This window comes from Acinetobacter nematophilus, assembly GCF_026344175.1.
Lineage (GTDB): Bacteria > Pseudomonadota > Gammaproteobacteria > Pseudomonadales > Moraxellaceae > Acinetobacter > Acinetobacter nematophilus.
Genome location: NZ_JAPKMY010000005.1, coordinates 214336 through 239837 on the forward strand (window position 1 = coordinate 214336; position 25502 = coordinate 239837).

The 25502-nt window shown below is 39.8% G+C and carries 22 protein-coding genes; 14 read left to right on the top strand and 8 right to left on the bottom strand.

Annotation, left to right across the window (positions count from 1 at the left end):
* The first annotated feature begins 722 nt into the window (after nucleotides 1–722).
* The 4 genes from recN to OSH00_RS11765 all read left to right on the top strand — a co-directional run bounded on the left by recN (nucleotide 723) and on the right by OSH00_RS11765 (nucleotide 4428).
* A complete protein-coding gene (recN, locus tag OSH00_RS11750) occupies nucleotides 723–2381 on the top strand; it encodes a DNA repair protein RecN (protein WP_266130563.1) in 1659 nt (552 codons plus the stop codon).
* Between the two features lie 328 nt (nucleotides 2382–2709).
* Nucleotides 2710–3264, top strand: coding sequence for a YqgE/AlgH family protein (locus OSH00_RS11755; protein ID WP_196077030.1), 555 nt, complete (start codon nucleotides 2710–2712; stop codon nucleotides 3262–3264).
* On the top strand, nucleotides 3257–3700 hold the full coding sequence (gene ruvX, locus OSH00_RS11760) for a Holliday junction resolvase RuvX (RefSeq protein ID WP_196077029.1): 444 nt from the start codon (nucleotides 3257–3259) through the stop codon (nucleotides 3698–3700). Before OSH00_RS11755 ends, ruvX begins: the two co-directional genes overlap by 8 nt.
* A 14-nt stretch (nucleotides 3701–3714) precedes the next feature.
* Nucleotides 3715–4428: an SDR family NAD(P)-dependent oxidoreductase gene (locus tag OSH00_RS11765; RefSeq protein WP_266130564.1), complete on the top strand. Its 714-nt coding sequence runs from the start codon at nucleotides 3715–3717 to the stop codon at nucleotides 4426–4428.
* Nucleotides 4429–4481: 53 nt separating this feature from the next.
* On the opposite strand, the gene OSH00_RS11770 is transcribed toward OSH00_RS11765, so the two are convergent.
* The 3 genes from OSH00_RS11770 to OSH00_RS11780 form a co-directional block, all read right to left on the bottom strand.
* Entirely contained in the window at nucleotides 4482–5492 is a 1011-nt protein-coding gene (locus OSH00_RS11770; RefSeq protein WP_266130565.1) for an HlyD family secretion protein, read from the bottom strand.
* A gap of 66 nt (nucleotides 5493–5558) precedes the next feature.
* A complete protein-coding gene (locus tag OSH00_RS11775) occupies nucleotides 5559–5765 on the bottom strand; it encodes a DUF1656 domain-containing protein (protein ID WP_266130566.1) in 207 nt (68 codons plus the stop codon).
* Nucleotides 5766–5767: 2 nt separating this feature from the next.
* Nucleotides 5768–7852, bottom strand: coding sequence for an FUSC family protein (locus tag OSH00_RS11780; protein WP_266130567.1), 2085 nt, complete (start codon nucleotides 7850–7852; stop codon nucleotides 5768–5770).
* 488 nt (nucleotides 7853–8340) lie between these two features.
* Here OSH00_RS11780 and OSH00_RS11785 point away from each other — a divergent pair, with 488 nt between their 5' ends.
* Both OSH00_RS11785 and OSH00_RS11790 read left to right on the top strand, forming a co-directional pair.
* Nucleotides 8341–9144, top strand: coding sequence for an IclR family transcriptional regulator (locus tag OSH00_RS11785; RefSeq protein ID WP_266130568.1), 804 nt, complete (start codon nucleotides 8341–8343; stop codon nucleotides 9142–9144).
* Between the two features lie 312 nt (nucleotides 9145–9456).
* Entirely contained in the window at nucleotides 9457–10155 is a 699-nt protein-coding gene (locus OSH00_RS11790; RefSeq protein ID WP_196077023.1) for an NAD(P)H-dependent oxidoreductase, read from the top strand.
* A gap of 50 nt (nucleotides 10156–10205) precedes the next feature.
* Here the strand turns inward: OSH00_RS11790 and OSH00_RS11795 are convergent, their stop codons facing one another.
* The gene (locus OSH00_RS11795; protein ID WP_266130569.1) at nucleotides 10206–10832 is read right to left on the bottom strand and encodes an alpha-ketoglutarate-dependent dioxygenase AlkB family protein; all 627 of its coding nucleotides are present in this window, start codon (nucleotides 10830–10832) and stop codon (nucleotides 10206–10208) included.
* A gap of 127 nt (nucleotides 10833–10959) precedes the next feature.
* Here OSH00_RS11795 and OSH00_RS11800 point away from each other — a divergent pair, with 127 nt between their 5' ends.
* Nucleotides 10960–12762, top strand: coding sequence for an ABC transporter ATP-binding protein (locus OSH00_RS11800; RefSeq protein WP_266130570.1), 1803 nt, complete (start codon nucleotides 10960–10962; stop codon nucleotides 12760–12762).
* A gap of 244 nt (nucleotides 12763–13006) precedes the next feature.
* On the opposite strand, the gene OSH00_RS11805 is transcribed toward OSH00_RS11800, so the two are convergent.
* The 3 genes from OSH00_RS11805 to OSH00_RS11815 are packed head-to-tail and all read right to left on the bottom strand — an operon-like array spanning nucleotide 13007 to nucleotide 15430.
* Nucleotides 13007–13258, bottom strand: a complete 252-nt coding sequence (locus tag OSH00_RS11805; protein ID WP_266130571.1) for a DUF6587 family protein — start codon at nucleotides 13256–13258, stop codon at nucleotides 13007–13009.
* Between the two features lie 43 nt (nucleotides 13259–13301).
* A complete protein-coding gene (gene feoB, locus OSH00_RS11810) occupies nucleotides 13302–15164 on the bottom strand; it encodes a ferrous iron transport protein B (protein WP_266130572.1) in 1863 nt (620 codons plus the stop codon).
* Nucleotides 15161–15430 carry a FeoA family protein gene (locus OSH00_RS11815; protein WP_196077035.1) on the bottom strand — a complete coding sequence of 90 codons (270 nt, stop codon included), beginning with the start codon at nucleotides 15428–15430 and terminating at the stop codon, nucleotides 15161–15163. The genes feoB and OSH00_RS11815 overlap by 4 nt, the downstream gene beginning before the upstream one ends.
* 166 nt (nucleotides 15431–15596) lie before the next feature.
* Between OSH00_RS11815 and xerD the strand changes: the two genes are divergently transcribed.
* The 4 genes from xerD (at nucleotide 15597) to thrC (ending at nucleotide 20176) form a co-directional block, all read left to right on the top strand.
* Nucleotides 15597–16514, top strand: a complete 918-nt coding sequence (gene xerD, locus OSH00_RS11820; RefSeq protein ID WP_266130573.1) for a site-specific tyrosine recombinase XerD — start codon at nucleotides 15597–15599, stop codon at nucleotides 16512–16514.
* A gap of 125 nt (nucleotides 16515–16639) precedes the next feature.
* On the top strand, nucleotides 16640–17452 hold the full coding sequence (locus OSH00_RS11825) for a DsbC family protein (protein ID WP_196077017.1): 813 nt from the start codon (nucleotides 16640–16642) through the stop codon (nucleotides 17450–17452).
* 125 nt (nucleotides 17453–17577) lie between these two features.
* Nucleotides 17578–18882 (top strand): homoserine dehydrogenase, encoded by a 1305-nt coding sequence (locus tag OSH00_RS11830; protein ID WP_266130574.1) that lies wholly within the window; start codon nucleotides 17578–17580, stop codon nucleotides 18880–18882.
* 154 nt (nucleotides 18883–19036) lie between these two features.
* A complete protein-coding gene (gene thrC / locus OSH00_RS11835; RefSeq protein WP_266130575.1) occupies nucleotides 19037–20176 on the top strand; it encodes a threonine synthase in 1140 nt (379 codons plus the stop codon).
* Nucleotides 20177–20402: 226 nt separating this feature from the next.
* Here the strand turns inward: thrC and pbpG are convergent, their stop codons facing one another.
* Nucleotides 20403–21455, bottom strand: a complete 1053-nt coding sequence (pbpG, locus tag OSH00_RS11840; RefSeq protein WP_266130576.1) for a D-alanyl-D-alanine endopeptidase PBP7/8 — start codon at nucleotides 21453–21455, stop codon at nucleotides 20403–20405.
* Nucleotides 21456–21687: 232 nt separating this feature from the next.
* Here pbpG and gacA point away from each other — a divergent pair, with 232 nt between their 5' ends.
* Genes gacA through OSH00_RS11855 form a run of 3 tightly spaced genes read left to right on the top strand, consistent with a single transcriptional unit; the run spans nucleotide 21688 to nucleotide 25361 of the window.
* Nucleotides 21688–22323, top strand: a complete 636-nt coding sequence (gacA, locus tag OSH00_RS11845) for a response regulator transcription factor GacA (RefSeq protein ID WP_004718392.1) — start codon at nucleotides 21688–21690, stop codon at nucleotides 22321–22323.
* Nucleotides 22324–22359: 36 nt separating this feature from the next.
* Nucleotides 22360–23928: a sensor histidine kinase gene (locus tag OSH00_RS11850; RefSeq protein ID WP_266130577.1), complete on the top strand. Its 1569-nt coding sequence runs from the start codon at nucleotides 22360–22362 to the stop codon at nucleotides 23926–23928.
* Nucleotides 23929–23945: 17 nt separating this feature from the next.
* Nucleotides 23946–25361: a sigma-54-dependent transcriptional regulator gene (locus OSH00_RS11855; RefSeq protein WP_196077012.1), complete on the top strand. Its 1416-nt coding sequence runs from the start codon at nucleotides 23946–23948 to the stop codon at nucleotides 25359–25361.
* Nucleotides 25362–25502: the final 141 nt, after the last annotated feature.

Sequence of the window (25502 nt, forward strand, 5' to 3'; positions counted from 1 at the left end):
TTTGTAATGAAAGTTCTACTCAGCTCATATTTAAAATAAAGCAGACTCTTTAAAACGCTCTAACACTCTTTTATACAAGCAAAGGATATGCCTATTTTTATATTCTTCCATAGGATTCACTTAATATAAAATAAAATGGTCTTTGTGTTTTTATCAGCCAGTTTTAACTGATGTCGTTAACGTATTTGGCGGCATGGATGCATTCATCCATCAAGGGTGATATCTTTTGATTGTTGAAAAGCACATTAACGCTTAAGCAAAGCGATTTAAACCTGATGTTTAAAAACATGGCATTGAAAGCCTTGCATCAGTAAACAATATATTGAGCATATTAATTTTATTGATCGAGAGAATATATTTTACGAGATCCATTTTTCAATAGATTGTTGAAGAATCTTGCCTATCGGCGACAGTGTAAGTTTGAATCCCTAAAGTTTATCGATATGAGTTAGGCAAATTTCTCGAAACTTTCTCCCAATATAAGACTGTGAAAGCAGCATATCCACATGATGCAGATTTTCAAGAATGGTATTATCGAGGAATATCAACTCAACATTGGCTTTGTACACAGTCTATTGATTGTTTGAACCAAAGACATTTTATTTTCAGCTTAAATGTATTTAAAATACTTAAAAATATGCGCATTAGAATATTTTCTGACTTGTGACTAAAACAAAACTTCACTATCTTAGAACTTCAACGTTCGCAGCTTGGATGCGTTTATGCTGACACACTTAAATCTGATCAACTTTGCTTTAGCGGATAATCTTGCCATTGATATTGAAAAAGGCTTCAATGTCCTCACAGGCGAAACAGGTGCAGGTAAGTCATTATTGTTAGATGCCCTATCAGCTTGTCTCGGCGAACGTACTGATACCAATTATGTGCGATATGGTTCAGAAAAAGCGGATATTACTGCTGTATTCAGTTATCAACCTGAAAGCCCTGAAGCCATTTGGTTAAAGACACATGAGTTAGACGATGAATCTGGTGAAATTCATTTAAGACGTGTGATCTTTGCGACAGGTCGCAGTAAAGCATGGATTAATGGTCGTCCAAGCAGCCTGGCAGAATTAAAGGAACTGGGGCGCTTATTGGTACAACTATATAGTCAACATAGCCAGCAACAGCTTTTAGAACCGCCCTACCCTAAGCACTGGCTAGATCGCTATAGTAATTTTTATCAAGCTGCTCAAGATGTTCGTGATGCCTATAGTACATGGCAAAAAACCATCCGCATTCATCAAGCAGCGCTTGATGCACAAGCTAATCGCCTGCAACGTATTGATACCTTGAAGCTGCAACTTGAAGAGCTTGAGGATGTGATTCAGGTTGATTACAAAGAAATAGAGCAGGAGTTTGACCGCTTAAGCCATCATGAACACATCATGCAAGATTGTGGATACAGCTTAAATGTGTTGGATGAATCAGAACAGAATATCACGCAAGAAATCTCATCCATTATTCGTCGCCTTGAATCGCATGCAGGTCGTAGTGAGCAGTTATCAGAAATTTATAATTCATTGATCAATGCACAAAGTGAAATCGATGATGCAACAGCCAATTTACGTCAGTTTATTGATCGCCAAAGCTTTGATCCTGAGCGCATGGATGAACTCAACAAACAACTTGAAGTTTTCCATCGTCTGGCACGCAAATATCGTGTTCAGCCTGACGAACTGAAACAGCAATATGAAACTTGGCAGCATGAACTGGAACAATTACATCAACTTGAAGATCCTGAGACCTTGGCAGAGCAAGTTGAACACGCTCATCAAAGCTTTATTGAAAAAGCGCAGTACCTAGATCAAATCCGTCGCCAAGCTGCCGAACCTTTGGCGAAACAATTGACTGAACAAGTCAAACAACTGGCGCTGCCTGAAGCACATTTTGAGTTTAAATTTGAACCTTTAGAACCCGTTACTGCGGAAGGATTAAGTTTTATCCAGCTCCTGTTCACAGCCAATAAAGGCATTCCTCCTCAGCCACTCGCGCGTGTTGCTTCTGGAGGTGAATTGTCGCGTATTGCACTTGTCATGCAAGTGATGAATGCTGAGAAAACCGAAGCTGAGGTCTTGGTTTTTGATGAAATTGATGTCGGTATCAGTGGTGGAACTGCTGAAATTGTCGGACGTTTGCTGGCTGGTTTAGGTCAACATGTACAGATTCTCTGTATTACCCATCAGGCGCAAGTTGCAGCACAATCAGACCAGCATCTATTGGTAAAAAAGCTACAGACCGACCCTGCAAGCAGCACCATTGTGGCGCTTGAAGAAGAGCAACGAATTTTAGAGTTGGCACGCATGACCGGTGGTATTGAAATTGGTGAAACCACATTACAACACGCCAAACAACTCCGACAATTAAAGTTTCAGCATTGATAACATTTCAAATGAGCTGCCTACATTTCGATCAAAACAAATCAATTGATGTTTGTGTTGGTTGCACTCTTGAATAATACATACCTAACTTCATTTGCGCCTATGGCGCTTAATCTGACTATTATTTAATCAAACTGATTGCAAATATCACCTGTTTTTGTAGGCTTTTGAAATATTCACAACCTATTGATATTAATTGTGCTATTTATATAGTATCTGTTGACATTTTATCAATGGCTTGCCTGTTAGACGATGTGTCAAAAGGTCTTGGTATAGATTTTTCTAAAAACTAAAATATTAAACTCAAGTCCAAAGGAGCTGCATATTGGTGACCAAACAATATCTTTCTCATCGTTGCCTGATCGCGCCTCCTGATCTTGCGGATGATTTCTTTGCGAATACCGTAATTTACATTGCCCGTCATGATGGAGATGGTGCGCAAGGCATTATTATCAATCGCCCTTCCGGCATACAAGTCAAAGAACTGCTTAATGATTTAGACATTGCAGCAGATAATGTTCACCCACATGAAGTTTTACAAGGGGGGCCTTTACGTCCTGAAGCAGGTTTTGTGCTTCATACAGGACAACCGACTTGGCATTCATCAATTGCAGTGGGTGAGAATCTTTGTATTACCACCAGCAAAGATATTTTAGATGCGATTGCTCATAATGAAGGAGTGGGGCGCTATCAGATCGCTTTAGGCTATGCAAGTTGGACTAAAAATCAATTGGAAGAAGAAATTGCCCGTGGTGACTGGCTGATTTGTGACTCAGATATGGATCTGGTATTTAATTTACCTTATACCGACCGTTGGGATGCCGCTTATCGTAAAATCGGTATTGATCGTACTTGGTTATCTTCTGAGATTGGACATGCCTGATTTAAATTCACCGCAACTCATTATTGCATTTGATTTTGGTACACAAAAAATGGGAATGGCGGTGGGGTCATCTCTCATTGAAAGTGCAACACCGCTTGCACTTTTTCCAATGAAAGATGGCATCCCCAATTGGGATGAGCTGTTAAAAATTGTTAAACAACACCAACCAAATTTATTCTTGGTCGGTTTACCACTCAATATGGATGATTCAGAATCTGAATTATCGACCCGAGCACGTAAATTTGCACGGCGCTTACGCCATCAAACCAATATTGAAACGCTTATGGTCGATGAACGTTTAACTACCCGTGAAGCACGAGATGAACTTGAACATTATCAGGCTCAGGGGCGAGCAAAGAAATTAGCCGCTGACAGTATCGCAGCGGCATTATTTATCGAAAGTTGGTACCGAAATCCTGAAGGGATTACACCTTAATCTGAGTAGTCAAAATGTCAAAAACCTTTGTAATGTATGGTGTCAGTAAAGGCTTGGGACAAGCCCTTTTACACACAATTCCACAAATGCATGATCAGGTTTTTGGAATTTCTCGTTCAAAACCTGAATCAGCGCTGCCAAATTTCCATTGGATTTGTGCTGATCTTGCTCAACCTGAACAAGCAAGAGACATAGTAAAAAATCAAATCCAACATCAAACGGTCGATTATCTGATTTACAATGTCGGTATATGGGAAGAAAAAGCATTTGATACCGATTATGCGTTTGAACAGTGTTCAGATTTAGAAATTTCGAATTTAATTCAGATCAATATTCAGTCCTGTATTTTGGCGATTCAATCCTTACTAGAAAACTTACGCCTTTCTGCAAATGCCAAAATCATCCTGATTGGTTCCACGTGGGGGCTAGACAACCACAATGGAAATGAAGTGGTGTTTTCTGCCACCAAATTCGCTCTAAGAGGGATTGTGCAGGCATTACGCCAAACCTTACGCAAAGATCAAATTGGGATTAGCATCTTAAACTTGGGTTATTTGGCTACTGAGTTTGATATCGGTACCCCGGTAGATGAAGTGATTCTACAGAGTGGTGCTCAACTTATTCCTTTGCAAGATGTCGTTCTTGCTATCCAATTTATATTATCCACCAGTAAAGCAAGTTGTGTAAAAGAAATCGACATGCCTGCTATGGCAGACTTAAACGTATAAAAAAAACCATCATCGGATGGGTCTAAAATTTAAGGCTGAATGACTGGAATGGATTATTTTTTGTGTTTTTCCAAAATATGTACAGTCACTGTACGCCCTGCGACAAACGCCAATGAATCATGCGGCACATCATCTAAAAAAATTTTAACAGGAACACGCTGCGCCAAACGTACCCAACTGAAGGTTGGATTCACATTGGCCAATAAACCTGAAGACGTGGTGCGCTCACGGTCTTCAATTCCTGATGCAATGCCTTGTACATGACCTTTATATTTCACTGAGTCTCCCATCAGTTGTACAGTGACAGGATCATTCAAATGAATTTTATTGAGTTTGGTTTCTTCAAAATAACCCACTACATACAACTGTTTGCGATCTAACAAAGCTGCAACAGCTTGCCCGACCTTCACATAGTTTCCAACGCGTAAATCAAAGTTGGATAATGTTCCATCCGCAGGTGCCAATACCTCTGAACGTTGTAAATTCAGCTGTGCCAGATGGACACTGCTATTGGCAGCTTCAATCAAGGCTTTCTGCTGCTTAATATTGGCTTCCGCCTGTTGTACAGCAGCTTCTCGTTGCTGGTGTTCAGCATGGGTTTGATCTCGTGTTGCAAACATTTGATCTTGTTCTTGTTTAGAAATTGCCCCATCCATTAAATCTGAATATCGGCGTGCATTTTTATCTGCAAGATTAATGTTGGCTTTTGACTTCACAATATTGGCTTTTGCTTCTGCAAGTGCAGCTTCAGCTTCAGCCAGCCCAGATTGTGCTTTGGCGAGATCGGACTTGGCTTGCTCAACATCTAAAGCCTGACGGGCCACATCGATTTTAAAAAGTACCTGCCCTTTTTTTACCGTTTGGTTATCTTGCACCATGACCTCTGTCACCAATCCAGCAATATCGGACGATACTTGAATGACATCTCCACGAATACGACCATCTCGCGTCCATGGTTCAGCATTGTAATAATTCCAAATATGCCGTACGCAAAGTAGCGCAACAATGACCACAATCGCTAAGGATATTGGGCGTATTGCTTTGCGTATATCAAAGGTCTTCATTTCACACATCCAATCATTAAACTTAAATTTTTTTAACCTTAAACTTTTAAAATACTCAACCCACCACTAAGTGGTGATTTGAATAAAAATCCAATGTATCAACCACAATAAAATCATATAGATACAAATATTAAAAATACCTGGTAATGCAATCCATTCTTTTTCAACCAAGCGATCTGTACCAATACAGACAATTTTCCAAATCAAAAAAGCCACCACAGCTTGGATTAAAAATATTGGGACATAAACACCATAGATATTTAGCTCACCCATATTTATGCTCCAAGTAAAACGCGGGGAGGCTGTCGCTCAGCCTGTTGAATATGACACATACTGCTTCGAATATTATTCACTGAAATTTCAATACGATGTCGAATGTCTTCATCACCAACGGCTTGAACATCCTCAATCACTTGATTAAATTGTTCGATCAATTGCTGTTTTAAATGATCGATGGGTTGACTATGCTTCTTTTCAGTCCACCACTGTTCAAGCAAATCCTGTAATTTGGCAATCGATTTTGTGCTTGCTGATTCGGGAGAAAGTTTTTGAAGCAGCTCTTGTAAACGTGTTAAATCAATTGCCGCACTTGATTCAATCAATGCATTATTGATTTCTACTTTGAGTTGTTCTGACTGGATCTGCTTGGTATTTAAAACACCAATACGGTCAAGAATACTTCTCAAATGGATTCTGAACCCTGTGCCATAAGGCATAGTGATACTTTCACGCATTGCTTTATAGTGTAAGGTCAACATACGTTTTACGGTCATTTCAGGTGACATCGAACGGACCATCTGCATGACACAGACCGAAATAATCGGTCCAATCACTGTCGCAATTGAAGCATCGAAAAAAGTCACTTGGTCCATCATATAGCGGTTTTGTAAATTCAGTCCCATGACGGTACTCATAATCAGCGGCAAACCCAGTGCGTGTAAAGGCGGATGCAAATACAACATCACGCAAAACATAATGAAAGGCGCCAATACGATTGCCAATTCCCAAAAAGCGGTAACATGTGGAAAAATGCCATAGGCATAAATAAACACCAGAAATGCAGCATAAACACTGGCACGAATAAAAATTTTTAATGCAGGCACTGGATCATCTAAAAATGTCAGAATACAGGCTGTAATTGCCGCCATCTCGGCCAACATGAAGCCCATTTTCCAACCGCTTAAAATCCAGAATGTACAGGCAAGTAAAGTGCTGAGAAATGCGGAAATTCCCCCTCGAACAGCAACACCATAATCACGATGCAGACTTGGATAGGTTGTGGTTAATGGTGTAATGGATTCCGGTAAGGTATTGTCTCCTCTCTGCATGCATTGCCAAATCAGTTTCACCGCACGGACATTTTGAATAAAATGGCGAATATCCATTTTCAAACTGCCCAGAATAATGTGTTGTTCTGGAGATGCATGGTCAACAATGGCTTGAAAATCAGATTCAAAATGTTCAGGTAAATGTTTGAGCTCATGTTCAAGAATGACGCGGTCATTGTCCAAAAAGACATCTACATTATGATGGAACTTTTGCAAATATGGACGGTAGTTCAGATCAATCTGATCAAGCTGTTTCATTCTTTCAGACATTGCGACCAAATTTGCTACCAGCATCGTCACCTGATGTAATAACTCCTGTAATGGCTTGGTCATGCCCTTAAACTTTGACGTTTCATAACTTAAATGCACGGCCATGGTGTGAATATCAGTGGTATCACGTGTGATATTTGCCAGGAGCTGAGTATAATTTTCAGAATGTTGAGCATCTGACAGGATGGAGTCAAATGCCTGTTTGGTGTCTTGCATGGTTTTAGACACGCGCATTTGAATAACCGGTCCAATATGCATGGGAAAAATTGTTGCCGAGACAACCGCGCTACACACGACACCCAAAGAAATTTCTAAGAATCGTCCCACCGCCATATCAAAAATTGAAACTGTATCAATATAAAAAATTGAGTTAAAACAAATGATAACTGCGGTATAACCTGCCAACATCACCACATAACTGCGCGGTGAGCGATCAATCAAAGATAAATAAAGACATACCCCTACCCAACTTGCCAATACAAAAGTAAATAACCATGGCGTATTGACTAAATGCGGCATCACTGCGATTGCAAAAATCGCTCCAAACAAGGTTCCTAGAATCCGATAAATACTTTTAGATGCCAACATGCCCGAATACGGATTGGCAATCACAAACACCGTACCAATCGCCCAGATGGGATAACTGAGGTTTAATTCAAACGCAATATAGAGCGCCAGCATGCCTGCGATAAATGTTTTAGCCGCAAAAATCCAATCCAGTTTATTGGGTCTAAAAGCCAATAGTGGTTTGATTAGTAACATGCCTGCGACTCACGGTAATTGAATGATGTTGGTTTCTCAGCTGTACGATTTATCTTTTATTCACGACCAAAAAAACGCACTGCTTAACCATTTAAACAGTGTGATGAATAAAAACTGAATAGAGGAACAAATTTAGGATTTTGCTCAGTACAACCATTGAGTAGAGAAAGACTCAATTGACAATGTAAATTTATGCACAAAATTTAAACTATTTTTAATAGGTAAATTTCGTCATTAGATATTTACAGAACAATTTTTTCAAAAAACCAACAACAAGTCAATAAAAATATCTTATTTTGATAATCAATTACAATATATTGAAAATCATCACCCAAATGAAGTACTTTTTCTCAAAATTAGCATTAAAGTAAAAAATCTAGAATCATTTGCGATTACATTGCAAATTCGGCTGTTTTTTCTTGAACAATTTGTTATAAAGTAACATTAATTTTTTATTTTTTGATTCTCACTTATTGAGTAGGTCATCAATGGCACTTTCAAGTTTTGGCAAAATTCTCACCGTCTTAGATTTATTTTCGGTGTCTCGCCCAGTAATTAATGTCGATGTGATTTGTGAAGAGCTTGGTCTATCGAAACCGACCAGCTATCGTTATTTGAAAGAATTAGTGTCGGCTGATATTTTGCAACGTTTAAATGGGACTTCAGGTGACTATACGCTGGGTCCTAAAATTGCAGTCATGGATTATATTTCTAGAACCACAGATCCATTGGTACGTATCAGTAAGCCATTTATGCAGGAAATCTCAGAGCGTACTGAATTGTGTTGCCTATTGACGCATCTGAACGATGACTACTGTATCGATGTTCATCATGAGGTCTACCGTGATGAAACGTTATTATCTTATGGACGTGGATGTCCTCGCCCAGTATTTATGGGTTCATCCCCTAAAGTCATCATTGCCCATTTACCCAAGCAAAAAATTTATGATTACTACAATCGTTTTGCAACTCAACTGGCAGAGGTCAACTTTGCTGAAAATGCTGAAACCTTTATCAATAAGATGAAAAAAATCAAAAAACAAGGCTTCTATTTTTCACAAGGCGAGCTTGATCCAAATGTTTCAGGTCTGTCTATTCCCGTTAAATTCTCAAGCAAAGAAGCACCTTTAGCGCTGACTGTACTTGCTTCTAAAAATCGTTTTGAATACGTCAATACTCAAAAACTGATTGAAACCTTACAAGATTCAGCAGCACAAATCGAAAAACGTTACCAAGCACTGTCTGCCAATGATCAACTTTCTGCCTTTCATCCACAAGAAGGGATAAATTGATAATTTAACATTTTGTAATGTTTTTCTCTCTTGATAATGTTTTTACATTCTCATAATATGATTATGTTCTTCAGTAATCCATGATATTTTGGTATTGTTTTTTAGAAAACAATTCCTCCTCAGAGTAAGAAAGCCTATGCCCTTAAACATAGGCTTTTTTTATGCTGAGTATTGTCTCAGCGAACTTATGTACGAAATGTTTTGATTTACCTAGATGACCTAAAAAAAATAATTCAGGTAATTGGCGAACCCTATTTATTTAGAAATAATCAAAGTATCCAACAATAAAATCATCATTTTTCAAGGACTGTCATGAATATTCTTATCGTTCACGCCCACCCTGAACCACTTTCATTTACTACAGCACTCAAAAATCAGGCTGTTGATGTCCTGCACAACTTGGGACATCATGTAGAAGTCTCTGATTTATATGCAATGAACTTTAATCCTGTTGCCTCTCAAGCAGACTTTAATAGCCGAAGCAATCAAGAATATTTGAATTATGCCTTGGAGCAACGTCATGCATCGAAAACCCATGCTCTCGCACAAGATATTCAAGTTGAAATTGAAAAAGTTCAAAAAGCAGATTTATTAATTTTCAGTTTCCCCATGTATTGGACCTCTGTACCCGCTATTTTAAAGGGATGGATTGATCGAGTCTTTGTTTCGGGTATTTTTTACGGTGGTAAACGTTTTTATAATCATGGTGGCATGTTAGGTAAGAAAGCCATGCTCAGTTTTACTCTCGGCGGTCGTGACCATATGTTCGGGCAAGGCGCAATTCATGGCTCTATTGAAGATTTGCTGCTTCCTATTCAACGTGGCACACTGGCTTATGTGGGATTTGAAGTGTTACCTCCATTTATTGCCTATCATGTCCCCTATATCACCGATGAAGCTCGCCAACAGTTATTGGACGCATATCAACAACATTTACAAAATCTGGAACAGTTAGCAGCATTGGAGTTTCCAAAACTAGAACAATTTGATGACAAACTTTATCCACTTTGATCGTAGTCTGTTGAAAAAAAAATAAAGCAATCAGCCAGAAAATACCGCTACTACAATTGGGTTGGATAGAAATAGCGGAAAGTCAAATTTACACGTGGCTCAATCACACGTGTAGATTTGGCCAACATATGTTTCCAATAACGTTGTGTTCTACCCTGCATCACAATCAACTGTCCACTTTGTAAGCGTAAATCGACCTTCTCAGCTTTCCATTTGTGTTTGAAACTGAACTTTCTCGTTGCCCCTAAGCTCAGCGAGGCAATCACAACATTTCTCTCTGGCGATTCCAAAGAAGGTTCATCATCACTGTGCCAGCCTACGCCTTGTGTACCATTTTCATATAAATTGGCAAGGCACGAATTATATGTATATCCAGTCAGCTGTTCGATATGTTGTTTGAGTCGGAATAAAGCAGGATTCCAAACATGAGCCTGTTTCGCCATACCTGAATAGTGATATTGATAATGATCATCGCCATACCACACCACTTGACGCTCAGTTTGATAATATTGCCCATGCAAATACACTTCGTCATGCTGCCAAGCCAGATGCTTCAAGAAATAAGCTAAATATTTTTGACTCTGCGCATGGTCTAAGATCAAGCCAAAATCCTTCACTTCCCCATCGCAAGGCAGTAAATTATCTTTCGCTTCAGGTTCAAACAGTTCCAGATTCATCGATAATCAATATTACTCATGTTCACTTAAAGTTTACTTTAGCGCTTCACAATTCAAAACACATGAAGGACTTGTGACAAAATTTATTCAGTTCTAGACTAAAACCAAACCTAAAAAGCAAAAACTTATGAATTTATGGCAATTATTTCTAAAACTACGCCCCTTTGTACGTCCCTATCGCTGGCTCGTCATCGTGACCTTATTGTTAACACTGGTTGGCTCACTGACAGCACAGGTCAATGCACTTACTCTTAAATATGCCGTAGACAGTATCAATCAGCTGATTCAAGCAGGTCAGGGGCTGGCGGACGGATGGCATATCATTATCACCATTAGCCTTGTTTTATTGGGTAAGGAGATCATCAATGCCATTGTACAATTCGGGCAAAAGTCATTTGGTGAAAAACTGAGGATTTTAATTTCTCAAGACCTTTCGCAAGGAATTATTGAGAAATTCATTACCTATCGACTGGCTTTTTTCGATCAGCAGAATAATCAAGCCGGGAAATTGCAAACACGTATTGATCGTGGCGTAAGCTCACTGACACGTCTTGTACAAATCTTTTTTATTGATATTTTACCTCTATTTAGCAGTGCAATCATTGCCTTGGCTTTAATGTATTATGCTAATTTTTGGGTGGGTTTAGTTGCCACCATTATTGTTCCTATTTACTTTTGGTTGACCTTTAAACAGTCTCAGAAACTGTCGGGTAAACGGCGTGCATTGCGCGATAATTTTGAAAAAAAGAATCAAGGCATTCTCAGTATTATCAATTCAATTACAGTGATTAAATCCTTTAATAAAGAAAGTGTTGAGTCAACAAAGCAACTGAATCTACAAAAGTCACTGACCGAAAATCAAATGCAAACCCGCCAAACCAGCTATCTTTTTGATGGTTTGAAAACTTTTATTGAACAAGTGGGTGTGGTTTTTATTATTATTTTAACAGCTTATTTTGTCTTAGATGGTCAAATGAGTATCGGTATGATCATGTACCATGTATTGCTATTTAATAATGTCTCTGCACCTATTCGTTCATTACATCGTATTTATGATGAAATTAACTCGGCAATGATTTACTCCGAAAGCTTCTTTAATATTTTAGAAGCAGACAATGAAATCGAAGCCAGTGGCACACTACGACCTAAAATTCATGGCAAATTTGAGCTTGAACATGTCGATTTTACCTATCCCAATGGTCATCAGGCTTTGCATCATATCAATATGACCATCCAGCCCAATAAAATCACCGCATTGGTGGGCTTATCCGGTGCAGGAAAATCGACATTGATCAGTTTGTTGGATAAATTTTATCTTCCCAATGCAGGCTGTATCAAACTGGATGGGATGGATTTAGAAGAAATTGATACCCACTACCTACGTGAACATATTGGTTTGGTACTGCAGAAGAATCATATTTTTCAGGGTTCTATTTTAGAAAATATTCGTTATGGTAAGCCTCAAGCCAGTAATGAAGATGTCATTGAAGCTGCAAAAAAAGCATCAATTCATGAACAGATTTTAAAATTGCCGCATGCTTATGAAGCCGATGCTCTATTGTTGTCGGGTGGTCAGCAGCAACGCATTGCACTGGCGCGTATGTTTCTTAAAAATCCACCGATTATCTTCTTAGATGAACCTACAGCAAGTTTAGATGCTATCGCGGCTGAACAGATTAAACAGAGTCTGGACGAAATCAAACAAGGTCGAACAGTGATCATGATTTCACATAGTCTTTCGCAAATTATTGATGCTGACTACACCTATGTCATGAAGGATGGACAAATTGTAGAGCATGGCGAACATCATGAGCTTTACCATCAAGATGGTACTTATAAGGAAATTTTTGATGCCATGGCAAAAAGTTTGAATATTGAAAAAATTGCTCAAACTTTTGAAGATGATACTGAGGAAGAAACCCATAGCTAGTGGTGGTGATGAACTCTTGTCCAGATCAGTTATTTAAACATTCAGTATTCAAGAGTGCCGCGATGACACAAGTTTAATTCTGTCATTATCTTATACAGTTGTGAGCAATGACTTGATGGAATAGGTCAACCCTAGGCAGAACAAGATAACAGCAATAAAAAAGCCATTTTCAATTGAGAATGGCTTTTTTTCAACACAATGCCGTGTGTACTTTGCAGTGGTTCAAGAGAAAGTGCAGATCAAGTTATTTCCATTTTACTGCTTGAACTTCTGTTTTTTTAGCTGTGTCGGTTTCATTGGTGCTACAACCGCAACCACCGCCACAACCACTCACCATTGCTGGCTGAGTCCATTGGGCTAAACGCGACCAACCTCTTGCTCGAAAGAATTGAGCCAATTTAGAAAATACCGAATAGGCCGACTTAGGGAATACCTTCTTAAACACAAAGAGTGCACTCCAGATTACCAATACCGCAACAATCAATGATTCAATCATCTCGAACTCCTTTAACTCAAAGGTTTAAGGTTTTTCATTCACCTTATAGACCAAAATAGCGTGATGCAATTTGATAAGTCAGGAATGCCATCAGATAGGCCAGACCAAATAAATAAACAGTCATGCCTGCCACAGTTTTCCACGAACCTGTTTCACGTCTTACCGTTGCCAAGGTTGCCAAACAATGAGGTGCATAGATAAACCACACCAGTAATGATAAACCTGTGGCTACCGTCCAACTTAAATCACCTTGGCTGATCAAATGGGACAAACCTTGAGCAACTGCATCATCATTTGCTGCTGATAACGCATATACCGTACCCAATGCCGCAACCACAACTTCACGTGCAGCCATTGCTGGAATTAAGGCAATACAAATCTGCCAGTTAAAACCTAATGGCGCAAAGATCGGTTGCATGACATGTCCCAACATCCCTGCAAAAGAATAGTCAATTGCGGGTAAAGTTGCGCCTTCAGGTGGCTGAGGGAAAGTACATAAAAACCATAGCAAGATTGATAAAGCAAAGATAATTCCACCCACACGCTTTAAGAAAATCTTGGCACGGTCTAACAACCCAATCCAAACACTTTTAATATCCGGAATGCGATAACTTGGTAATTCCATCAATAACGCATGTTGGGATTTGTCTTTCTGGAAAAATTTCAGCACAGTTGCAACAATCAGTGCGCTGACAATACCTGCCATATACAGACCAAACAGCACCAAGCCTTGAAGGTTCAGGAATCCCCAAACCATCTTTTCCGGAATAAATGCTGCAATCAACAAGGCATATACAGGTAACCGTGCAGAACATGTCATCAGAGGTGCAACCAATATGGTCACCAAACGATCGCGCGGATCACTGATACTCCGTGTCGCCATAATACCGGGTACAGCACATGCAAAACTTGAGAGTAACGGAATAAAGGCTCGACCACTTAATCCCGCTTTAAACATCAGTTTATCCAACAGGAACGCAGCACGAGGTAGATAACCAGACTCTTCCAAGACCAAAATAAAGAAGAATAAAATCAGAATCTGTGGCAAAAACACCACCACACTTCCTGCGCCCGCAATCACACCGTCAACCACCAAACTATTCAGCAATGGCTGTGAAATAAATTGCCCCACCCATTCACCAAACCAGGCAAAGAATTCTTCAATTCCGTCCATGAATGGTGCAGCCCAAGCAAACACGGCTTGGAACACGACAAACATCATGAGTGCAAGGCTGAGAAGCCCTAAAACAGGATGCAGGAAAATTTTATCAAGAAAGTCTGTTCGCTTATCTTCATGATCTACAAAAACCACCACATCCTTTAAGATTTGATCGATTTTTTCATGATTAGAACCTGAAAGCTTTACATCACTAAGTTCTGTACTTGGGGTACGGAATTTTTCATCTTCCAAAGCCGCCATCAGGTTTTCAATCCCTGCATTTCGCACAGCAACTGTTTCAACGACAGGAATCCCTAAACGTTGTGATAGTTTCTGGGTATTGATTTGCATACCACGGCGACGAGCCTCATCTATCATGTTGAGTACAAGTAGGATCGGCTTGCCTTGCTCAATGACTTCAAGAACCAGACCCAAATGTAGTTTTAAATTGGTGGCATCAACCACACATAAAAACGCTTGTTGATCCTGCTCATCTGCAATTTTCCCCAAGACAACATCACGGGTAATGGCTTCATCGGGACTGGTAGCATCTAAGCTATACGTTCCAGGCAAATCCAGAACACGAACCGTGCGACCGGAAGGTAAATTAAAAGCGCCGACTTTACGCTCGACGGTCACCCCTGCATAGTTGGCAACTTTCTGGCGTGTTCCAGTGAGGTGATTGAAAAGAGAAGTTTTACCGCAGTTAGGATTTCCCACTAAAGCAATACGTAAAGTTTCGCTCATGCGGAAGCTCCTTCTAATGCCTGTTGAATTTCAATTTTCTGCGCTTCCACTTTACGTAAAGCAAATCGAGTAAAACCAATTTGAATTAAAATAGGATCACCGCCAAAAATTCCTTTTGTGATCACTTGTACACGTGTGCCAGGCACAAAACCTAGTGTTTCCAAACGGCTTGCCACTAAATCTGGCTGATTGACATTATCTTCTGAGGTGCGACTGACCTTTGAGATAATGGCAGTTTGCTTTACTTTCAAGTCTGACAAACGCACTGCAATTAACCCTAAAATGAATACGATATATAGTTTATTATACATACAAATGAGAATAATTACCAAGTAAGGTTCATTACAATTCTCATTCACCTTAGATATTCGACTTCTTTATTTTTTTAGTCTACATTCTTCTCATAAAGACGCTTTAAACTTTGCTAAGACCATGTTAAATAAGAAACCACGTATTCCAACTGCTGTTGTCATTCCTGAAAATTTAAGCTTTTTACAAGGTTTTCGTGATTATTTAATTGCTCAAACGGTCAGTCCGCATACAAGAAATGCCTATTTATCCGACTTAATTCAATGTAGTGAATGTGTAAATGCTTATTTACCCGATTGGACACATGACGATATTTCCGATGTGCTGATTGAGCTGACCAAACAGGGTAAAAGTCCGCGCTCGATTGCGCGCTCACTTTCAGCACTTCGTTCATTTTTTAAATTTTTACGTGAGCAAAAGATTCGTCTTGATAATCCGGTCGCCATTCATAAAACTCCAAAACTTGGACGAGCACTACCGAAAGATTTATCTGAGCAGGATGTAGAATTATTGATCCAAGCACCTGATGTGAGTACAGCATTGGGCTTACGTGACCGAGCAATGTTTGAAGTACTCTATGCCTGCGGACTACGTGTATCTGAGCTTTTAAATCTAAGACTCGATTTGATCAATTTAAAACAGGGTTATCTCCGAATTACAGGTAAAGGCAACAAAGAGCGTTTGGTTCCTTTAGGAGAGGTCGCTTGTGAATGGGTTGAACAATACTTAAATACTTCTCGACCTCAGCTCTATAAGTCAGCAACCGATTACTTATTTTTAACCCAACACGGCGGTATCATGAGTCGACAAAACTTTTGGTATGCAATTAAACGTTATGCTTTGCAAGCGGGTATTCAAGCAGAATTATCCCCACATACTTTACGGCACGCCTTTGCAACACACCTCCTCAATCACGGTGCTGATTTACGTGTGGTGCAGATGCTCTTGGGGCATAGTGATCTCTCCACCACCCAAATCTATACCCATGTGGCTCAGGTGCGTATGCAGCAATTGCATGAAAAATATCACCCCCGTGCTTGAGTTTTTCAAATTAAAGCCATACTGATAATTTACATCCCTTAATCAAGTTTTAAAGTATGGCTTTCATTTTTTTGCTATGCTAATTCCCCACACAATAATGCTGAAGAAACATAAAAGAGTTATTTATGCAATTGAATCGTTCAAAATTGATGTTGGCTTGTCTGATTGCAAGCACGATGGCAGTGAGTGCTTGTTCAAAAACGCCAGACTCAAAAAAAGATGACACTTTGACTGCAACAGCACCCGCAACTGGTGAGGCATCAAATTTAACTGAACGTGACGCTAAACAACGCCTCATCCAAACACTCCAAGCCAATTTCAAGAAAGCCGGTGTAAATGCCAAAATCTTGGATGCCAAACCGACTGAAATGCCAAATCTGTATTGGATCAGCATGGAAGGAATGAGCTCTGTTTATGCAACTGCTGACGGTAAATTCCTGATCCAAGGCGATGTCATTCGTTTAGGGGGTGAAAAACTCAGTAGTATTGGTGACAAACTTCAAGCGGCTGAAAATAAAAAACACTTTGCAGATTTAAATGTTAAAGACCTCTTGGTTTATCCGGCACAAGGTAAAGTTAAACATGTGATTTATGTGTTTACCGATGCAAGTTGCCCATATTGCCATAAACTTCATGAACATATTGGTGAAATCACGGCAAAAGGCATTGAAATTCGCTATATCCCTTGGCCACGTGGTGAACAGTTTATTCCAACCATGGAAAGTATTTGGTGTAGTGCGGATCGCCATAGTGCCTTCAATCAAGCTATTGCAGGTACAGCCCTTCCACCTGCAACATGTAAAAATCCAGTTCGTGATCTCTACGCTTTAGGCTTAAGAATGGGCGTAAACGGTACCCCTGCAATCTACAATGCAGAGGGTGAATATCTGGGCGGTTATATGACAGCTGATGAAATTGAAAGCCGTTTAAATAAATAATTTTTATCAGTAAATTTACTATTATTTATAGCTCAATATAAAGATGCGCCAGACTCTAGAGTCTGGCGCATTTTTTAGCTATGATCTAAGCTTAATATAATTTATATGCATAATTGGAGTGTGACGTGAAACCAGTTCGTCTGGCAATACTCGGTCTAGGAACCGTAGGCGGTGGAGCCCTTAAACTACTACAAGAAAACGCTGCTGAAATTAGACGTCGCACCGGTCGAGAAATTGAAATTACCCACGTAGGCACCCGTCGTCCACGTCCAGATCTAAATTTACCTGCAAGTGTGAAGCAAAGTGCAGATCTGCTAGAGATCGTGCGCCAACCTGATGTAGACGTTGTGGTTGAAGTTATGGGCGGGATTCATCCTGCTTATGAAGTAATTATGGAAGCCATCAAACATGGCAAACAAGTGGTTACCGCGAATAAAGCCTTACTGGCTGAACATGGCAACGAACTTTTTAAAGCTGCTGATGATCATCATGTACAGATCGCCTATGAAGCAGCAGTTGCGGGTGGTATCCCGATTATCAAAGTCATTCGTGAAGGCTTGGCTGCCAATAAAATTGAATGGCTAGCAGGAATCATCAATGGTACAGGTAACTTCATCCTCACTGAAATGAGTGAAAAAGGTCGCGCCTTTGCCGATGTTCTTAAAGAAGCACAAGAACTTGGTTATGCAGAAGCTGATCCAACATTTGATGTGGAAGGCATTGATGCAGCACATAAGCTTACGATTCTTGCATCATGCGCATTTGGTATCCCTTTACAGTTTGACAAGGTCTATACTGAAGGAATTACCAAAGTAACGGCACAAGATGTTAAATATGCAGAAGAACTTGGTTATAAAATCAAGCATCTGGGAATAGCACGTCGTTCAGCAAAAGGCATTGAATTGCGTGTTCATCCAACGCTGATCCCTGAAGAAGAACTGATTGCCAATGTCAATGGTGTAAAAAATGCAGTATTGGTACACGCCAATGCCGTAGGTCCAACACTTTATTATGGTGCCGGTGCAGGTGCTGGCCCAACTGCCTCTGCTGTTGTTGCAGATGTTGTGGATATTGTCCGTGACATCATCTATACAGAAGATGGTTCAGGGACAATTCCACAATTGGCTTTTGAAGCACTTTCAGATTTGCCTATTTTATCCAGCGATGAAATGACCACAGGTTACTATTTGCGTTTAAATGCTGAAGACCAAACGGGCGTACTTGCAGATGTCACTACTATCTTGAGCCGTGCAGGAATCAGTATTGATGCAATCATGCAGCAGCCGCGCTTAAAAGATTTGATCCCGATTGTGATTTTGACTGATCCAATTATTGAATCAAAAATGAATGAAGCAATTGCACAAATTCAAGCCTTACCTGCTATTCATGGCGAAATCGTACGAATTCGTTTAGAATTGCTCGATAACTAATCGGATTTAATCCTCTCCTCATCTGCATCGATAATAAAGATGCAGATATATTCGTCATTTCAAACCGATCAAATGGCGAATTCAGCTTCTCTGATCAGAGGCTAGAGGCGAAAAGAATACCTTTATTTGCTCTACATACAACTGGAACACCATCATGTCTAATGCCAATCGCTATACAGGACTTGTTGATCGCTATCGTGACCGCCTCCCCGTATCCAAAACTACACGTGCTATTTCTTTAAATGAAGGCAATACGCCCCTGATTAAATTAGACAACATTCCACGTCTTATTGGCAAAAATGTTGAAATTTATGTGAAATACGAAGGTTTAAACCCAACGGGTTCATTTAAAGACCGTGGTATGACCATGGCTGTGACCAAAGCAGTTGAAGAAGGTTCTAAAGCGATTATCTGTGCGTCTACAGGGAATACCTCTGCAGCCGCTGCTGCTTATGCTGCTCGTGCAGGAATCAAAGCATTTGTCTTGATCCCAGAAGGCAAAATTGCCATGGGTAAAATGGCTCAAGCAATGATGTACGGTGCGATTACCATGCAAATCCGTGGTAATTTTGATGACGGTATGCGCCTGGTAAAAGAAGTGGCAGATAAAGCGCCTGTGACTATTGTAAATTCGATCAATCCTTACCGTTTACAAGGTCAGAAAACCATTGCTTATGAGATTGTAGAAGCATTAGGTCGTGCACCTGATTACCACTGCCTGCCGGTAGGTAATGCAGGAAATATCACTGCACACTGGATGGGCTACACTGAAGCAGTTGCAAACCAAACCATTGAAGAGTTTGAACAAGTGGTTTATGACCCTGAAACTGATCAGTTTACAGGTCCAAATCCTGAAGGTCGTCCTGTAATGGTGGGCTATCAAGCTTCAGGGGCTGCACCATTCCTTCGTGGTGGACCAGTTGAAAATCCAGAGACTGTTGCAACAGCAATCCGTATTGGTAATCCACAAAGCTTTAATCATGCAAAAGCCGTTGTGCGTGATTCAAAGGGTTGGTTTGATGAGTTAACTGATGCTGAAATCTTAGAAGCACAACGTTTGCTGTCTATGTATGAAGGTGTATTTGTTGAGCCAGCGTCGGCTGCATCGATCGGCGGTGCAATCCGTGATATTAAAGCAGGTAAAATCGCTGAAGGTTCTGTAATTGTATGTACTGTGACAGGTAATGGCTTAAAAGATCCAGATACAGCCATCAAACAATGTGAAGATGCCGTGATGTTATCGATTGATGCAACCCTCAATCAAGTCCGTGACTCGATTCTTTCTAATATGTAAGAAATCTTTCTTATGATAAAAAACCAGTTGCTTGCAACTGGTTTTTTATTGTCTCAACTCAACAGTTATTGCTGACCGCTTTATCATCTTCACTTGTCTGCCTGTTTATCATTGACTCATTTTTAAAATAGAAACATATCACTTCACGCATCAAATCCCGGATATTGGCTTTGTTGAAATACAAAAAAAGCTCTTCATATTGAAGAGCTTTTTAAAATCCAAATACTTAAATACGTTTAGGCAAATTACTCACCCAATTCAACAAGTTGGTTGCATCATTGGTACGCGCCTGCGATGAGCTTGCCCCCAATAAGACCACAACAGCCGGACGACTATTCACAGTGGTATGCATCACTACGCAACGTCCTGCTTCATTGATATATCCTGTTTTGGAAATATTGATATTCCATCCACCATTACGAACCAGCGCATTGGTATTATTTGATTTAAGGATGCGATAGCCTAAATTAAAGTCATAATGTGCTGTGGTAGAGAATTGACGAATCAGACCATACTGAGCTGCCGCACTTACCAAAATGCCTAAATCACGTGCAGAGGATACATTGTGTGGATCTAAACCTGTAGACTCGACATAACGTGTAGAGGTCATGCCCAGTTGACGTGCTTTTGCATTCATCGCCGCAATAAATGCTTGACGCCCACCTGGATAGGTCCGCGCCAAGGCTGCTGCTGCCGGATTTTCAGACTTCATCAATGCTACAAGTAACATTTCAGCACGATTCATGCTATCGCCAACTTTTAAAGTTGAGCTTGAGTTCTTACCACCTGCCCCTGCAAAATCAATCTGTTGAAGTGTAATCTCTTCGGACATATTCAAACGTGCATCTGCCGTAATTACTGCAGTCATCAATTTGGTAATGGAAGCAATTGGCATCGAAGTATTGGTATTTTTACTGTAAAGCACTTCACCCGTTGTTGCATCCATTACGAGCGCAGCACGAGCATTGACTAAAGGTTGACTGTTATAACTATTGGTATCATAAATCTGCACGGACCTATTGGTCAGCGTCGTTGGTGCAGCATTCGATGGACGAATTGTTGTGGTTAAAGTAGTTGAGCCTTTAGGTGAAATGTCTTCACCATCATCGTCAACAGAATCACCATTTAATAGTTGGCTTGCATCGGAAGATGACCAACTTACACTCGCTTGTCCGCTTCCCCCTGAATTCATGATGATTTCAGCAAAACTTGTTGAACTCAAACTGAGTAGTACTGACAGACTCAGCACATGCATTAACGTTTTTTTTGGTTTTTCCACGATAACTTACTCACCTCAGGGAGGTATTCACAAACTTGCTAATTACCTCAAATATGACTTACATTTACACTCAAACGTGACTATATTAAAACGAATATTTCAATCACAATGTATTGTGCGCAAATATTGAATAGATATTAGGAATAGGATTGCCAATTTTGTTATGTCATTGCAAGTCTTTTTTGCTTTATGTAACAAAAATGTTGATATTGGAAAATTTAAGGAGGTGTAAGTGATTACTGTTTTAGTGGTAGATGACCATGAATTAGTAAGAACAGGCATCTGCAGAATGTTAGAAGATCAGACTGATATTCAAGTCATCGGACAAGCAGAATCTGGTGAAGAAGCCATTACCATTGTAAGGCAGCAACACCCTAATGTCGTTCTTTTAGATGTCAATATGCCCGGTATTGGTGGTGTAGAAACGACACGTCGTTTATTACAGACCGCACCTGATACCAAAGTTTTAGCAGTCAGTGGTTTAGCTGAGGAACCCTATCCGTCTCTGTTACTCAAAGCAGGTGCCCGGGGATATATCACCAAAGGTGCGCCCATTACAGAAATGGTTCGCGCAATCAAAAAAGTCATGCAAGGTGGAAAATACTTTAGTGCGGATATTGCAGAGCAACTTGCCAGCTCATATTTATCAGATACCCAAACTTCCCCTTTCGACGCACTTTCAGAACGAGAAATGCAGGTTGCGATGATGGTGGTAAATTGTGTCAGCGCCCAAGAAATTTCAGACAAGCTTTTTGTGAGTGTAAAAACGGTCAATACCTATCGCTACCGTATCTTTGAAAAACTGGGACTTGATAGTGATGTCAAACTCACCCATCTTGCCATACGTTATGGTCTGATTAAACCATAAATCTTATCAAACAATGATCTACCTTTGAGTGTTAGTATGTCGTCTACGGTATCTGTTCCTATTTATCAAACAATTTACCGTCTAGGCACACTCTACTCAGGTTATCGACTGATTATTGCCTTTTGTTTAATCATTATTTTTCTGATTACCTTAGAAAATCAACCTGTTCACTACGAATATCCAAGCTTATATTTTTATTCGATCGCGACCTTTACCATCATTGCAGCACTGCAAATGATGCTGCTGAAATTTTATCCTCATGGCGTTGCACAGCAGTTCATTGGTTTTTTTATTGTTGATATTCCATTCCTCAGCATTTTGGTATTTGCGCTGAATGGTCCGAACTTAGCCATCAGTATTTTATTTGTGATCGCTGTTTTTACTGCAAATTTTTTACTGAGCAAAAACAAAGCATTATTCATTACTTTAGTGTCTGTCATTGCCATTATCTATCAGCAATTTCTAGGCAGCTATTTTGATTTTTCTAATTTAAATAATATCAGTAACAGTGCCTTATTGGCTTTCCTGTTTTTTATGGTGTACGGAATCGGACAAATTGCAATCAACCGATTTCAGGTTCTTGAATCCTTAAATACTTACCAGTCTTTAGAGCTGTTTAAGTTACAAAATATCAACCGCTACATTTTAGAACAAATCGAAGTCGGTTATTTGGTACTCGATGAAAAGTGCAAAATTATTGTCAGCAATCCTGCTGCATGTTCGCTTTTAGGGATATCGCCACTGTATGCACATGAGCAATACCACCTGTCCAATTTCCAACCTGATCTGTATGAAATTTTAAAAGATGCCATGTTACGAGATGGTGAACGTTTTCAGTTTGAATCACAGCAATCCTCTTTTACCGTTGATATTCGGGTACAAAAGCTGATCGTTCCACATCAGGCACTCACACTTCTTGTCCTTGAAGATGCACAAAAAATTAATCAAAAAGTACAGCAGCTTAAGCTTGCAGCATTGGGGCAATTATCAGCAAGTATTGCCCATGAAATTCGCAACCCACTCGCTGCGATTGCACAGGCAAACGATCTTTTTCTGATGAGTGATGAACAGCAGCAAGCCTTACTCCATCAAATGATTACCAAACAAACGGTTCGTATTAACAGTATTATCAAAGATACCTTAGACATGGCAAAAAACAAAAAAATCCATGCCAGTCAAATCGACTTGCCAGTATTTTTAGATGATTTATTGCGACATGATTTGAGTGATGCCCAAGCTAAAATCAAAACTGAAATTGAAGCTGATCTTTTGATTTATTTTGATGATTCTCAACTGAGGCAAGTCCTTGTCAATCTATTGCGTAATGCATTACGCCATAATGATCAAAATGCGGAATACGTTTTGGTCAAGGCATTTAAAAATGAGACGCATATTTGTATAGATGTAATTGATTATGGGAAAGGTGTCACAAAACAAGACCTTTCACAATTATTTCAGCCATTTTTTAGTACCGAAATCAATGGAACTGGTTTAGGATTGTACCTATCGCAAACTATATGCGAAGCAAATCAAGCGAAATTAATTTACGTTGAGCAAAAACAACAAGGGGCATGCTTTCGTATCGAATGCCCACGCATGGATTAGATTAGGTTTTTGGGGATATGACTACACGACAACCATTGGTGTTACTTGTAGATGATGAACAAGATTTATGTATGCTGATGCAAATGAGCTTATCGCGAATGGGCATCAAAACACATATGGCGCATCATTTACAGCAAGCCAAATATTTTTTTAGCGAATATAAATATGATGCCTGTATTACGGATTTAAACCTGCCTGACGGGAGTGGTTTAGATTTGGTCAAACATGTATCTCAACATTATCCGAAAACGCCTATCGCTGTACTCACAGCATATGGCAATATGGAAATCGCAATTGCATCACTTAAAGCTGGGGCTTTTGATTTTGTTAGTAAACCGATCAATCAATTACATTTACAACAACTTTTACAAAAAGCCCTGCATGTTCCACAGTTGAATGAAGCAGTCACCAAAGCACCCATTGAAGAATCCATGCTCATTGGTGACTCACAAATCATTCGTAAATTAAGAGAATCGATCAAAAAAATTGCCCGTTCACAAGCGCCTGTATTTATTACTGGCGAGTCTGGCACTGGAAAAGAAGTGGTCGCAAATCTTATTCATTTACTCAGTAACCGCAGTGATAGTCCATTTATTGCAATCAACTGTGGCGCAATCTCTGAAGAATTGATGGAGAGTGAGCTCTTTGGACATAAGAAAGGCTGTTTTTCTGGCGCAACTCAAGACAAACAAGGACTTGTTCAGGCTGCCAATGGTGGCACCCTGTTCTTGGATGAAGTTGCCGAACTGTCTTTAGCCATGCAGGCTAAACTTTTGCGTGCCGTTCAAGAAAAGAAAATTCGCCCTTTGGGCAGCGATACAGAAATTGAAGTTGATTTTCGCATTATCAGTGCAACCCATCAAAATATCGAAGCACTGGTTGAACAAGGCAAGTTCCGCCATGACTTGTTTTTTAGAATCCATGTCATGGATATCTCGCTCCCACCATTACGTGATCGTGAACATGACATCTTGATTCTAGCCAATCATTTTATTCAACAAATTTGTACTGAATGGCGAATTCCGAGTAAATCATTTACGGAAGCAGCCAAAGCATTTCTTTTACAACAACATTATTCGGGTAATGTTCGTGAACTGCGCAATATTATTGAAAAAGCCATCACGATGTGTGATGAGGATTCTATCGATATTCAGCAACTTCAGCCTGCACCGCAACGAAGTAGTATCAACAAAATCGAATCCCTTGAATCTTCCCCGACCAATCATACGGCGATTGAACTTCCGAACAGAGCATCCAACATTCCAAAAGAAGGTTTGGAACAATATCTGGAAAATGTTGAAAAAGAAGTTCTATTATCGGCATTAAACCAGACGCATTGGAATCGTACCTTGGCTGCGAAAAAACTGGGTATGACCTTCCGTTCTCTACGTTACCGTTTGAAAAAATTTGGCTTAGATACAGATGATGAATAGTCAAAGCAAAAGCAACACATTGCACTGATAGCACTATGGCTTGGCATTTTTACGGCTGTCGAGTCAATAATTCGCTAGATCAGTATTGTCGCATTACAGAGAAAATAGCATAAAAAAGCTGCGCATTGAAATGCGCAGCTT